Here is a 12,397-nt window from a genome sequence, read left to right on the forward strand (position 1 = left end):
GACCCTCGAAATCGAAAAAATCACGACAAGCGGGTGAAAAAAGCCTCGGCATTAAACGGTAACGATCTGACGTTGCCCTGCACGACGGCGCCGCATTATAACCAGCGTTCTGCCCTTGGGGGGGATTGCGCCAACGGTTGTAGGGCGCGGGTTCGCTGGCAGTAGAGGAAAAATCTGCTAACAATGCACACGGTGCGTATAACGGCAGCTAGGCCATAATGCGCGCCGAGATAAGAGGAGCATCCAATGAGCAGCACTGCACAAACTGCTGAAGGCGAAAAAATTCTCATCGTTGACGACGATCCAGGGCTGAGCAGCCTGCTGGAGCGTTTCTTCAACTCCAAGGGCTACCGCGCCCGCGCGGTGCCGAACACCGAGCAGATGGACCGTCTGCTGGGGCGTGAGGTATTCAACCTGGTCGTACTCGACCTCATGCTGCCCGGCGAAGACGGCCTGACCGCCTGCAAACGCCTGCGCGGTGCGAACAACCAGATTCCAATCATCATGCTCACCGCCAAGGGTGATGAGCTGAGCCGCATCAAGGGCCTCGAACTGGGCGCCGATGATTACCTGGCCAAGCCGTTCAACCCTGATGAGCTGATGGCCCGGGTCAAAGCCGTACTGCGTCGCCAGGCCCTGCCTGTGCCGGGCGCACCGGGCAGCGAAGACGAAAGCGTGACCTTTGGCGACTACGAACTGTCGCTGGCCACGCGTGAGCTCAAGCGTGGCGATGAAGTGCATATGCTGACCACCGGCGAATTCGCCGTGCTCAAGGCCCTGGTGATGAACGCTCGCCAGCCCCTGACACGCGATAAGCTGATGAACCTGGCCCGTGGCCGGGAATGGGACGCCCTGGAGCGCTCTATCGACGTGCAGATCTCCCGTCTACGCAGGATGATCGAGCCGGACCCGTCCAAGCCACGGTACATCCAGACGGTGTGGGGCGTGGGTTATGTGTTTGTGCCGGATGGCAATAAAACCAGTTGACCGATGATTTGCGGGGCGGGCCTCTCGGTGTTTGACTCCACCAGAGTCGACGGGATGCCCGGCGTCTGTAATTCTGCGAGCGCCGCTCGTTCCTGCAAGGTATCTAGCTGTCTTCTATGAAAACCCCGCTGTGGTTCCCGCAAAGTTTCTTCTCTCGCACCCTTTGGCTGGTGCTGATCGTCGTTCTGTTTTCCAAGGCACTCACGCTGGTTTATCTGTTGATGAACGAAGACGTGCTGGTGGACCGGCAGTACGCCCACGGTGTTGCCTTGACCTTGCGTGCCTACTGGGCCGTAGATCCTGAGAACCGCGAAAAGGTGGCAAAGGCGTCGACGCTGATTCGGGTCGAAGGGGCCGGTGTGCCCGAAGGCGAGCAGCACTGGCCGTACAGCGAGATCTACCAGCGCCAGATGCGCGACGAACTGGGAGAGGACACTGAAGTACGCCTTCGCATGCATGTTTCTCCCGCACTGTGGGTAAGAGCGCCGAGCCTTGGCGATGCCTGGATCAAGGTGCCGCTTTACCCGCACCCGTTGCGCGGACAAAAAATCTGGAATGTATTGGGATGGTTCCTCGCCATCGGATTGCTTTCAACGGCGTCCGCGTGGATTTTCGTCCGCCAGCTCAACCAGCCGCTTAAACGCCTGGTGTTTGCCGCCCGTCAGCTGGGGCAGGGGCGCAGTGTGCGCCTGCCGGTCAGCGATACCCCCAGTGAGATGACCGAGGTGTACGGCGCGTTCAACCAGATGGCGGAGGACGTCGAGCAGGCGGGTCGCGAACGCGAGCTGATGCTGGCGGGGGTTTCCCATGACTTGCGCACACCGTTGACGCGACTGCGCTTGTCGCTGGAGTTGATGGGCAACCATACCGACCTTACCGACGACATGGTCCGCGACATTGAGGACATGGACGCTATTCTCGACCAGTTCCTGGCGTTTATCCGCGATGGCCGTGATGAGGTGGTAGAAGAGGTCGACCTGACGGACTTGGTGCGTGAGGTCGTCGCGCCCTACAACCAGAACGGTGAGCAGGTGCGCATGCGCCTGGAGCCGATCCAACCGTTTGCGTTGCGTCGGGTATCGATGAAGCGCCTGTTGAACAACTTGATTGGCAACGCCTTGCACCACGCAGGCTCCGATGTGGAAGTGGCGGCCTATGTGTCTGGCGACAGTGCCGCGCCCTATGTGGTGTTGAGCGTGATGGACCGGGGGGCAGGTATCGACCCGGACGAATTGGAGGGCATTTTCAACCCGTTCACCCGTGGCGACCGTGCTCGTGGGGGCAAAGGGACTGGCCTGGGGTTGGCGATTGTGCGGCGGATTGCCTCGATGCATGGCGGCAATGTTGAGTTACGCAACCGCGAAGAAGGTGGCCTGGAAGCGCGTGTGCGCTTGCCGCTTGGTTTGATGCTGCCTAGAGACGCAGTCTAAGCAACAACGCACAGCCAATATGGGAGCAGGCTCCCACATTGGTTTGTGGCGTTTCAAAAGCAGGGTTTAATCAGCCCTTGCCCTTGGTCCGAGTCATATTCGGCCCGCCATTCTTCTCCAGATGCTCAATGATGATCCCTGCCACATTTTTCCCAGTGGTGGTCTCGATCCCTTCCAGCCCCGGCGATGAATTCACCTCCATCACCAGGGGGCCGTGGTTGGAGCGCAGGATATCCACACCCGCCACGCTCAACCCCATCACCTTGGCCGCTCGCAGTGCGGTCATGCGCTCTTCAGGGGTTATCTTGATCAGGCTGGCGCTGCCGCCACGGTGCAGGTTGGAGCGGAACTCCCCCGGCTTGGCCTGGCGCTTCATTGCCGCAATCACCTTGTCGCCCACCACGAAGCAGCGGATATCGGCCCCGCCGGCTTCCTTGATGTATTCCTGCACCATGATGTTCTGCTTGAGGCCCATGAATGCCTCGATCACGGACTCCGCCGCTGTCGCGGTTTCACACAGCACCACACCGATGCCCTGGGTGCCTTCCAGCACCTTGATCACCAGTGGCGCGCCATTGACCATGTCGATCAGGTCGGGGATGTCGTCGGGAGAGTGGGCAAAGCCGGTCACCGGCAGGCCGATTCCCCGGCGCGACAGCAACTGCAGCGAACGCAACTTGTCCCGTGATCGGGCAATGGCTACGGATTCATTGAGGGGAAACACCCCCATCATTTCAAACTGGCGCAACACCGCGCAGCCATAAAACGTCACCGATGCACCGATCCGGGGGATGACGGCATCAAACCCTTCCAGCGGCTTGCCCCGGTAGTGGATCTGCGGCTTGTGGCTGGCAATGTTCATGTAGGCACGCAACGTGTCGATCACCACCATTTCGTGGCCACGTTCGATGCCGGCCTCAACCAGGCGGCGGGTGGAATACAGACGCGGGTTTCGCGACAGCACAGCAATCTTCATGCAGCACCTGGGGCAGAAATAGTGGAGACCGGGAACACCGGCTTGTCTTGAACGTACTTGATGCCGGGATTGACCACCAACTGGCCGTCAATCAAGGCCTTGGAGCCCAGCAACAGGCGGTAGCGCATGGCTTTGCGGCAGGCCAGGGTGAACTCCACCCGCCAGACCCGATCACCCAGCGCCAGCGTAGTGCTGATGACATAGCGCACCTGCGCATGACCGTTGGAGCTCTTGATGGTTTTCATCGTCACCAGGGGCGCTTCGCAGCGACGGTGACGCAGTTGCACCACGCTGCCCAGGTGTGCGGTAAAGCGCACCCAGTTTTCACCGTCGCGCTCAAACGGCTCGATATCGGTGGCGTGCAGGCTGGAGGTGCTGGCACCGGTGTCGATCTTCGCACGCAGGCCTGCCACTCCCAGGTCGGGAAGTGCCACCCACTCACGCAGACCCACAACGGTCAAATGGTCAAATGTCTTCAATATGGGTAACCGGTCAATTCGCCCAGGCCTGGGGTGAAACCTCGGCCAGGGCGTTGAATGCAGGCTTGGCGAACCAATAACCCTGCATCAGAAAAATTCCGCAGTCGGACAGGAAGTCGCGCTCGCCGGCACTTTCGATGCCTTCGGCGATGACAGTAACCCCCAACTGCTCACAGATTGTGACAATCCCCTGGACGATGACCTGACGGACACGATCCTGGTCAACATCGCGGATAAGCGCCATGTCGAGTTTGATCAGGTCAGGTTGGAAATCGGCCAGCAGGTTCAGCCCCGAATAGCCCGCGCCGAAATCGTCGATGGCGGTCTTGAAGCCGAATTCGCGGTATTCACGCAGAATATTGGTCAAATGGCGATAGTTATCTACATGCTCGCTTTCCAGTGTCTCGAAAATCAGTTGGTTCAGTGGAAAATTGTGTGCGCGAGCCGCTTCCAGGGTGCTACGGATACACAATTCCGGACGGTACACGGCATTGGGCATGAAGTTGATCGAAAGGTGGGTTTGCATCCCCAGGGCCGCCGCCCCGGCTATCGCCTGGGTTCGGCAACGTTGGTCGAAGCGGTAGCGGTTGCTTTCGTTGACCTGGTCCAGCACCGACAGCGCCCCTTCGCCGTGGGTGCCGCGCACCAAGGCTTCGTGGGCGAAGATCGAATGGTCCCGAAGGTCTACGATAGGCTGGTAGGCGAACGCAAAATCGAAACCCAAGGGCTCGCTTTGCTGGCAACCCACACAGCGCTGGTTGGGCGAGGTGAGTGAAAGGGGGAAGTCGGTCACAGCGTATCCTCGCGAAAACAGGGTGCTACCTGGCGTATCTTAGGTGAGCCTTGGGGTTTATGCGTCGAAGGGTTTCAACGGTAAGGTTGCGACATTTTTCAGAGCGAGGAATTCAAGTGGCTCAAAAGCAGGAAGAGGAAGAAAAGGTCCGTCTGGACAAGTGGCTGTGGGCAGCGCGGTTCTATAAAACCCGTGCCTTGGCGAAGGCCGCTATCGAGAGTGGCAAGGTGCATCATCGGGGTGAGCGCTGCAAGCCGGGCAAGGAGCCGCGCGTCGGAGATGAGTTCCAGATTCGTACTGGATTTGATGAAAAGACGGTCGTCGTCCAGGCGCTTTCCATCGTGCGCCGTGGTGCGCCCGAAGCGCAGGCGCTCTACACCGAGACCGAAGCCAGTATCGCCAAACGCGAAAACGCGGCGGCCATGCGCAAGGCGGGCGCCACAGGCATGACCACCGATGGCAAGCCGAGCAAGAAACAACGTCGCGATCTCTTCAAGTTTCGCGGCAGTGGCAATGATGACTAGCCTCAATCGAACGGGCTTTTGTAGTGAGCGGGCTTGCCCCGCGCTGGAGTGCGCAGCGCTCCCTTTTTTTGGGGCCGCTCCGCAGCCCAGCGCGAGCAAGCTCGCTCACCACAAATTATTGCGCAGTTCTAACGACGCTCATTCGCCTCACTACTGGTAGACGAGCAGCCAGCCCAAACAGCGGCGCCGATACCCGCGACAACCCACTCGATACCTTTGCCGCAAACGGCGTGTAATACCCCCAGCCTAACGCCAACAGCGCCAGCAACACCCCGCCGATGTAATCGTCCTGCCCCCAATGCGCCCCTGCTACCAGCCGAGGCATCATGAATAGCAGTGCCAGCCCCCAGATCACTAGAAGTTGCCCGAAGCGCCTGGCGAATACCGTCATGAACATCGCCCAGATCAACAGCACCGAAGCATGATCTCCCGGGAAGCTCTGGCTCGAACGGTCCTTCAATTCCCAGGTCTTCTCCAGCCCAGGGAAATAGTCACTCATCTGCACCGCTCCGCTGATCACCATCGACGGGCTGCTGTGTTGCCAGCCCATTTGCGCGGCGAGTTTGGAAAACAGCATGCGGATAAACAACAACAGCAGCAGAACACCGACAAAACCTAACACTGCCTGGCGCACCTGCACGGCCTTGAACACCCAGTCACCGCGAATCAGCAGTGCCAGCAGAATCACCCCAACCACCGCATCAAACGGCCGCAAACTGGCCACAGCCCATATGTGCAGCCACGTGGAGTGGGTTGCCAGCGGGTCATTAAGCAGATGAAACAGCCACTCGTCGAAAATCACACACAGCATCTGCCCCGTGGGCCACAGCCAAAAACACAGCAGTCCGATAGCGAGTAGATTGCAAAGAGCCCATCGCCGGAGGTTCCACTTGGCTTGGAACAAACCCGGATTGTTCATAAACTGTCCCTCTTCGCTCTATGAAGCTCTCTGTTTCCAGGAGAAAGCCGCACCAAGATGGTGCTAAAGCGTTTAATTTTATAAACCTTGTAATCATTTTGTCATCAATTCAGATACCCAGACCTATGACTGATCTACCGGATACCGACTTCACCCAACGCTTCATCTTCGACGAGAACGACGCCCGCGGCGAACTGGTCTCGCTGGAGCGCAGCTATGCCGAAGTCCTCGCCAAGCACCCCTATCCGGAGCCGGTCGCGCAACTGCTCGGCGAGCTGATGGCGGCCGCTTCGCTGCTGGTAGGCACCATGAAATTCGACGGTCTGCTGATTCTGCAGGCACGCTCCGAAGGCCCGGTTCCGATGCTGATGATCGAATGTTCCAGCGAGCGGGAGATCCGCGGCCTGGCCCGTTACGAAGCGGACCAGATTGCCCCGGATGCGACCTTGTCCGACTTGATGGCCAACGGCGTGCTGGCGATCACCGTGGACCCGACCGAAGGCCAGCGCTACCAGGGCATTGTCGATCTGGACGGCGAAACCCTGTCGGACTGCTTCACCAACTATTTCGTGATGTCCCAGCAAGTCGGCACCAAGTTCTGGCTCAATGCCGATGGCAAGCGGGCCCGTGGCCTGTTGTTGCAGCAATTGCCGGCTGACCGCATCAAGGACGACGATGAGCGCACCGACAGCTGGCGCAAGCTGACCGCCCTGGCCGGCACCCTGACGGCTGAAGAGCTGTTGGGCCTGGACAACGAAACCATCCTGCACCGCCTGTACCACGAAGAGGCCGTGCGCCTGTTCGAAGAGCAGTCCCTGCGCTTCAACTGCAGTTGCTCGCGCGAGCGTTCGGCCAATGCGTTGGTCAGCCTGGGCCTTGAAGATGCGCAAAATCTGGTGGTTGAGCACGGTGGAAATATCGAGATTGACTGCCAGTTCTGCAACGAGCGTTACCTGTTCGATGCCGCCGATGTTGCCCAATTATTCGCAGGCGCAGGCATCGACAGCCCTTCCGATACCCGCCACTAAAACGTTTAAGCACAGGTAAATCACCTGACAAATGCCGGATTAGCGCTGTTCTGACGGGAGGGCCCTACTCTTTTTGGGCTTTTCTGGCATAATCCGGCCCACTTTTTTCGCGGTAGTAGTGCGCAACTTTCTACTACAAAACGTTTGGAGCACTCGGCCATAGGCCGACGGGGAACCTCATGACGCAAGCCAATAACGCCGTATACACCGATCTGAGTGTTGACGATCTGGTCAAAGAAGCCCTGCAGCGCGGTGAAGGCGTGCTTGCCGATACTGGCGCGCTGGTTGTCGAAACCGGTCACCGTACCGGCCGTTCGCCAGTCGATCGTTTCATCGTTGAAGAGCCTTCCACCCAGGACGCTATCGCCTGGGGCCCGATCAACCGCAAGTTCCCGGCCGACAAGTTCGATGCCCTGTGGGCTCGTGTCGAAGCGTTCAACAACGCGCAAGAGCACTTCGTTTCCCACGTGCATGTAGGGTCCGCCGAAGACCACTACCTGGCTGTGAAGATGACCACCCAGACTGCCTGGCAGAACCTGTTCGGTCGTTGCCTGTTCATCAACCCGGCGAAATACAACCCGGCCGGTCGTGATGAGTGGCAAGTGCTCAACGTCGCCAACTTCGAATGCGTGCCAGAGCGTGACGGCACCAACTCCGATGGTTGCGTGATCCTCAACTTCGCGCAGAAAAAAGTCCTGATCGCCGGCATGCGTTACGCCGGTGAAATGAAAAAAGCCATGTTCTCGGTGCAGAACTTCCTGCTGCCGGCTTCCGACGTACTGCCGATGCACTGCGCCGCCAACATCGGCGAAGCAGGCGACGTGACCCTGTTCTTCGGTCTGTCCGGCACCGGCAAAACCACCCTGTCCGCCGACGAAAGCCGTTACCTGATCGGTGACGACGAACACGGCTGGGGCGAGGGCGTAGTGTTCAACATCGAAGGCGGTTGCTATGCCAAGTGCATCGACTTGTCCGAGAAGAACGAGCCGGTCATCTGGAAAGCCATCAAGCACGGCGCTGTGTTGGAAAACGTTGTCATCGACGACGCCAAGCACGCCGACTACACCAACGTCAGCCTCACTCAGAACAGCCGCGCGGCGTACCCGCTGGAGCACGTCGCCAAGCGTTCCGAGAAGAACCTGGGCGGCGAGCCAAACGCGGTGATCTTCCTGACCTGCGACCTGACCGGCGTACTGCCGCCCGTGTCGATCCTCAGCGAAGAACAAGCGGCCTACCACTTCTTGTCCGGCTACACCGCACTGGTGGGTTCGACCGAAATGGGGTCCGGCGGCGGCATCAAGTCGACCTTCTCCACCTGCTTCGGCGCACCGTTCTTCCCGCGTCCGGCTGGCGAATATGCTGAGTTGCTGATCAAGCGCATCCGCGGTTTCGGCTCCAAGGTCTACCTGGTCAACACCGGCTGGACCGGCGGCGGCTACGGCGTCGGCAAACGCTTCAACATTCCGACCACTCGCGGCGTGATCGCAGCGATCCAGAGCGGCGCGTTGATCGGTGCTGAAACCGAGCACCTCGACACCATCAACCTCGACGTGCCACTGGCGGTGCCGGGCGTTGAGACTGGCCTGTTGAACCCACGTAACACCTGGGCTGACAAGGCTGCTTACGACGAAGCGGCGAAGGCGCTGGCCGGTCTGTTCATCGAGAACTTCAAGAAGTTTGAAGTGAGCGATGCGATCAAGGCTGCGGGTCCTAAGTTGTAAGAGTCGATCGTTGTGAAAAAGCCGCCTCTTGTGGGCGGCTTTTTTGTGGGTGCGATGTTAGCCGGCGATGTGCAAAACCACAGCGCCGACCAGCAGGCCCCCAGCAGGCCCATTGTTACGTCCATATGTTTGCAACACAGCTCGCCAACTTAGCGTAGATCCAATGTGGGAGGGGGCTTGCTCCCGATGGCGGTGTATCAGCCGCACATCTGCTGACTGACACTCTGCTATCGGGGGCAAGCCCCCTCCCACATTTGAGTTCCGGTGTGCCTGGAATTCGTGTTTCCTCAGCTCAGGTTCTCCAGCGTCTGCGTATCCCAGCTATGGGTCTTGATGGCCAGGTAGAGCATGCCGATGGTCAGCGGCACTTTTTCGCCGCGCCCCTTGGCCCTGCGTTTGAGGAACACATCAAACACCGGCGGGTTGAAGTAACGATAAGTGTCGTAGTCACCCAGGTCGAGGGCAAATTCCTGCTCCAGCGCTTCCATCAGTTGCTTGGCCTCGCCGCCATCGCAACCGAGGTCGAAATTGAGTGAGGTTTGCAGGCGGATCGTCTTGTGTTTCGGCAGGCCGATTTCCTCGTGCAGCAGTTGCAGGAGTTGCTGCATGACGGGGTCTTCGGGGAAGTTGGGGGCGAGGTTCATGGTGGGGGCACGCAGGAGTGGGTGAGGGGGATGGTTGCGTTGGGGGCGATATTTGTTTCGGGTAATCAGCAAGCGAATGCCGTAGCTAAAAGCAAGCACCGGAATGCTGTCGAATTGTAGCTCGGTTATCCAGCGTGTGGCGCCAAACAGAAGTAGTGGACCTGCAACTATCAGGGTGAACCCAACCCATGTTCTGAGGGCAGGACGCTTGATCTTTCTGTCGAGCGATACGGCGAGTGTGACGAGGGTGATGAGAATGATCCAAGAAGCATATTCGGTCATCGTTTCATCCACCTTGGTAAGGTCGGACGAAGGATGGGGGTGATTGCTGAGGGCTGACCCCAATAGGGTGCTTACCGGGTAACCCTGTGAAGCGCATCACTGTGAAGGTGGCGCCATAGTGGCCGATGTGTTGAGTCCTTTCGATGTTCACGGGTTTCTGCCGAGAAAGTGGAGACCGCGCTATTTTCATTCAGCAGCGGGTAATTTCTGTAGAGGGGAGAGTGGGTGTTTGAAGCAGTTTGGGAAGAGGATGTCGCAGCGTTTGGAGATTTCTTACAGCGGTTTCCGGCATTTATGACTTGGCAGCGAGGCAACAGGTAAAAACGGCCAAATGTGGGCGCCGAGCTTGCCCGTGATGACAATGATCAGGCGCTGGCAGGTCGACTCACACACCGCTCAAAAATCGCCTCCAACCCCCGGTAATCACACGCCACCGCATCAATATTCGCCGGTAACCACGCCGCGTGTTTGACCAGCCACCAGTTCACCGAAAAACCCGCGTTCACGATGATCTGTTCGAATAGGATCCGCTGCGCCCGACCGTTGCCTTCTCGGAAGGGGTGGATGACGTTGAGGTCGCCGTAGGCTTCAGCAATCTGTGTGATCAACTCGGCCTGACTCGCGCCGACATACCAGTTCGCCTCTGCCATGCGCCGGATGATTTTCGCCGCTTCCGGCGGGATGCGTTCCGGGGTGCAGAACAGGGTGTCGCCTTTCTGGATGTTGACGCTGCGCAGTTCTCCGGCCCAGTCGTAGATATCGCCGAACAGGGTGCGGTGGATATGTTGCAGGCGCTCAAGATCGTAGGGCGGTGCGAAGAGGGGAAGGCTGCCTACGGCGATTTCGGAAAGCTCCCGCTCGGCCTGGTGCAGGCGCGTTTCGTCGAGCAAATCGAGGCGGTTGCGCAGGACGCTGCTACCGGGATAGCAGTACGGATCCTGGCCCACCCCGTATTTGTCGAGCATCAGCGTGGGGTGTTGCGGTACTTGGCGAGGACGGCTTCGCGGGTCGGCAAGGGTTTGTCGACGTCCGCCGGTTGGGTGTCGAACCCTTCCAGGCGCAGGCTGGCCAGGTAATTGGAACGGCGGATCTTGTGGTAGTGATCCTGTTTTTGCTCAAACGTCAGTTCGCTCATCGCAGCGTACTCCTGGGTGGCAAGGCTTGATTGTAGCGCAATGCTTCAATGGGCAGGCGGGATAAAAACCACGTCACATTTTGTGCAAAAAATCCGCCAGTAGCCTGATTTCAGGGTATGTTTCACCGCAAAATCTTGTAGGGCGATTCCGCCCACTACTTAAAGGGAAGTTAAGCATGGGTTTGCTGCGTATCGCCTCGGCGGTGTCTTTGTGTGCGGTGGCTTTTTCGGTTCAGGCCGAGCAATTGCCGATTGAAGTGCTCAGTGCAGTGGTCAAGGATCAGAAGATCGCTGACGCCGAAGTGTTGCTGCAACGCAATGGCGCGCAGAACATAGTGGGCCGCACCAACGCCCAGGGTCAGGTGACGCTCACCAGCGAAGGTGCAGACGATGGCACCAACCTGCTGATCATCAAGAAGCCCGGTTACTCCAATCTGGTGGTGAAGTGCCCGTGCGCAGGCATGACGTATGCCATCAGCCCAGTAATGGAAAACCTCGACGGCCTGCGCGTGGTGCTGACGTGGGGCAAGACCCCGCGTGACCTCGACTCCCACATGATTTTCCCCGGCAATAACATCTATTTCGAGAACAAGAACGGCACCGATGCCGAGCTGGATGTGGATGACACCGACAGCTACGGCCCGGAAACCATCACCTTGCAGAAGAAGCACTACGGCGAAAGCTACGTGTACGCCGTGCACGACTTCAGCAATGGCGGCAATCCGGGCTCGCGTCAGCTGTCCAACAGCGAAGCCAAGGTGTTCGTGTACATGGGGCAATCGCTGGTGCGCACCTATTACGTGCCGAAAAACCGCAGCGGTAACCTGTGGACGGTGTTCCGCATGACCGGCAGCGGTGACTTCCAGGACATCAACACCTTCAGCGGCGTGACCGTGAATGCCGCGAGTGTACTGAACGAAGTCAAACCGTTGCTGGACGACAGCGTGGCGATTACCGCTGTCGCGGTCAGTTCTTCCGCACAAACCGATGCGAAACGTCTGAACCTCCAAGGTGAGGCGGCCTACCAGGCGGGTAACCTGGACCAGGCCATCGACCTGTTCCGTCAGGCGATCGAACTGGACAATGGTTTCGGCAAGGCCTACGGCAACCTGGGCCTGGCGTATCAGAAAGCCGGCAATACTGCCGAGTCTATCTGGGCCAACCGCAAGGCCATCGCCCTGGCGAACGGCGCGAACGCTGCGACGGTGCGGGCTGGCGCTTATTACAACATTGCGCGGATCTACGAAGCGGCAGGGCAGTTTGCCGATGCGTTGCGTCACTACCAGTTGGCCAAGGAACAGAAGGCCAATCCGGTGTATGACACGGCGATTGAGCGGGTGCAAAATCGCTGATTCAGCTGCCGTGCAGAGTTAAGGTGCAGGAGGGGGCTTGCTCCCGATGGTGGTGTGTCAGTACAGAGGTACTGCTGACACTCTGCTATCGGGAGCAAGCCCACATTTGGTTGGTGTTATTCCTACA

Annotated in this window: 13 protein-coding genes; 6 read left to right on the plus strand and 7 right to left on the minus strand. The window is 58.8% G+C overall.

The window, feature by feature from the left end; all coding sequences use genetic code 11:
* Nucleotides 1-246: 246 nt before the first annotated feature.
* Nucleotides 247-987 carry an osmolarity response regulator transcription factor OmpR gene (gene ompR, locus AC3ZU9_RS06725; RefSeq protein ID WP_012721684.1) on the plus strand — a complete coding sequence of 247 codons (741 nt, stop codon included), beginning with the start codon at nucleotides 247-249 and terminating at the stop codon, nucleotides 985-987.
* A gap of 116 nt (nucleotides 988-1,103) precedes the next feature.
* Nucleotides 1,104-2,417 carry an ATP-binding protein gene (locus AC3ZU9_RS06730; protein ID WP_012721685.1) on the plus strand — a complete coding sequence of 438 codons (1,314 nt, stop codon included), beginning with the start codon at nucleotides 1,104-1,106 and terminating at the stop codon, nucleotides 2,415-2,417.
* Nucleotides 2,418-2,487: 70 nt separating this feature from the next.
* Here the strand turns inward: AC3ZU9_RS06730 and rimK are convergent, their stop codons facing one another.
* The 3 genes from rimK to rimA are packed head-to-tail and all read right to left on the minus strand — an operon-like array spanning nucleotide 2,488 to nucleotide 4,665.
* Nucleotides 2,488-3,393: a 30S ribosomal protein S6--L-glutamate ligase gene (rimK, locus tag AC3ZU9_RS06735; RefSeq protein WP_046034594.1), complete on the minus strand. Its 906-nt coding sequence runs from the start codon at nucleotides 3,391-3,393 to the stop codon at nucleotides 2,488-2,490.
* Nucleotides 3,390-3,872: a retropepsin-like aspartic endopeptidase RimB gene (rimB, locus tag AC3ZU9_RS06740; protein WP_012721687.1), complete on the minus strand. Its 483-nt coding sequence runs from the start codon at nucleotides 3,870-3,872 to the stop codon at nucleotides 3,390-3,392. The genes rimK and rimB overlap by 4 nt, the downstream gene beginning before the upstream one ends.
* A 13-nt stretch (nucleotides 3,873-3,885) precedes the next feature.
* Nucleotides 3,886-4,665: a S6 modification regulatory phosphodiesterase RimA gene (rimA, locus tag AC3ZU9_RS06745; RefSeq protein ID WP_012721688.1), complete on the minus strand. Its 780-nt coding sequence runs from the start codon at nucleotides 4,663-4,665 to the stop codon at nucleotides 3,886-3,888.
* A gap of 116 nt (nucleotides 4,666-4,781) precedes the next feature.
* Here rimA and AC3ZU9_RS06750 point away from each other — a divergent pair, with 116 nt between their 5' ends.
* Nucleotides 4,782-5,189 (plus strand): RNA-binding S4 domain-containing protein, encoded by a 408-nt coding sequence (locus AC3ZU9_RS06750; protein ID WP_012721689.1) that lies wholly within the window; start codon nucleotides 4,782-4,784, stop codon nucleotides 5,187-5,189.
* A 115-nt stretch (nucleotides 5,190-5,304) separates the two neighbouring features.
* Here the strand turns inward: AC3ZU9_RS06750 and AC3ZU9_RS06755 are convergent, their stop codons facing one another.
* A complete protein-coding gene (locus AC3ZU9_RS06755) occupies nucleotides 5,305-6,108 on the minus strand; it encodes a phosphatase PAP2 family protein (protein WP_012721690.1) in 804 nt (267 codons plus the stop codon).
* A gap of 125 nt (nucleotides 6,109-6,233) precedes the next feature.
* Between AC3ZU9_RS06755 and hslO the strand changes: the two genes are divergently transcribed.
* Nucleotides 6,234-7,136: an Hsp33 family molecular chaperone HslO gene (gene hslO, locus AC3ZU9_RS06760; protein WP_012721691.1), complete on the plus strand. Its 903-nt coding sequence runs from the start codon at nucleotides 6,234-6,236 to the stop codon at nucleotides 7,134-7,136.
* Nucleotides 7,137-7,315: 179 nt separating this feature from the next.
* Entirely contained in the window at nucleotides 7,316-8,857 is a 1,542-nt protein-coding gene (locus tag AC3ZU9_RS06765; RefSeq protein WP_012721692.1) for a phosphoenolpyruvate carboxykinase, read from the plus strand.
* A 287-nt stretch (nucleotides 8,858-9,144) separates the two neighbouring features.
* On the opposite strand, the gene AC3ZU9_RS06770 is transcribed toward AC3ZU9_RS06765, so the two are convergent.
* From AC3ZU9_RS06770 to AC3ZU9_RS06780, 3 genes are all read right to left on the minus strand, one after another.
* The gene (locus tag AC3ZU9_RS06770; RefSeq protein WP_043206099.1) at nucleotides 9,145-9,501 is read right to left on the minus strand and encodes a DUF1493 family protein; all 357 of its coding nucleotides are present in this window, start codon (nucleotides 9,499-9,501) and stop codon (nucleotides 9,145-9,147) included.
* Nucleotides 9,502-10,148: 647 nt separating this feature from the next.
* Nucleotides 10,149-10,748, minus strand: a complete 600-nt coding sequence (locus tag AC3ZU9_RS06775; RefSeq protein WP_490090460.1) for a putative adenosine monophosphate-protein transferase Fic — start codon at nucleotides 10,746-10,748, stop codon at nucleotides 10,149-10,151.
* Entirely contained in the window at nucleotides 10,748-10,918 is a 171-nt protein-coding gene (locus AC3ZU9_RS06780) for a YhfG family protein (RefSeq protein WP_003236014.1), read from the minus strand. The genes AC3ZU9_RS06775 and AC3ZU9_RS06780 overlap by 1 nt, the downstream gene beginning before the upstream one ends.
* Before the next feature lie 176 nt (nucleotides 10,919-11,094).
* Here AC3ZU9_RS06780 and AC3ZU9_RS06785 point away from each other — a divergent pair, with 176 nt between their 5' ends.
* Entirely contained in the window at nucleotides 11,095-12,270 is a 1,176-nt protein-coding gene (locus tag AC3ZU9_RS06785; RefSeq protein ID WP_046034597.1) for a tetratricopeptide repeat protein, read from the plus strand.
* Nucleotides 12,271-12,397: the final 127 nt, after the last annotated feature.

The organism is Pseudomonas sp. A39 (assembly GCF_058145955.1).

Coding starts and splice junctions, on each gene's coding strand:
- rimK (WP_046034594.1), bottom strand. CDS start 3,393: ATGAAGATTGCTGTGCTGTCGCGAAACCCGCGTCTGTATTCCACCCGC.
- AC3ZU9_RS06730 (WP_012721685.1), top strand. CDS start 1,104: ATGAAAACCCCGCTGTGGTTCCCGCAAAGTTTCTTCTCTCGCACCCTT.
- AC3ZU9_RS06770 (WP_043206099.1), bottom strand. CDS start 9,501: ATGAACCTCGCCCCCAACTTCCCCGAAGACCCCGTCATGCAGCAACTC.
- AC3ZU9_RS06785 (WP_046034597.1), top strand. CDS start 11,095: ATGGGTTTGCTGCGTATCGCCTCGGCGGTGTCTTTGTGTGCGGTGGCT.
- AC3ZU9_RS06780 (WP_003236014.1), bottom strand. CDS start 10,918: ATGAGCGAACTGACGTTTGAGCAAAAACAGGATCACTACCACAAGATC.
- hslO (WP_012721691.1), top strand. CDS start 6,234: ATGACTGATCTACCGGATACCGACTTCACCCAACGCTTCATCTTCGAC.
- AC3ZU9_RS06765 (WP_012721692.1), top strand. CDS start 7,316: ATGACGCAAGCCAATAACGCCGTATACACCGATCTGAGTGTTGACGAT.
- AC3ZU9_RS06755 (WP_012721690.1), bottom strand. CDS start 6,108: ATGAACAATCCGGGTTTGTTCCAAGCCAAGTGGAACCTCCGGCGATGG.
- ompR (WP_012721684.1), top strand. CDS start 247: ATGAGCAGCACTGCACAAACTGCTGAAGGCGAAAAAATTCTCATCGTT.
- AC3ZU9_RS06775 (WP_490090460.1), bottom strand. CDS start 10,748: ATGCTCGACAAATACGGGGTGGGCCAGGATCCGTACTGCTATCCCGGT.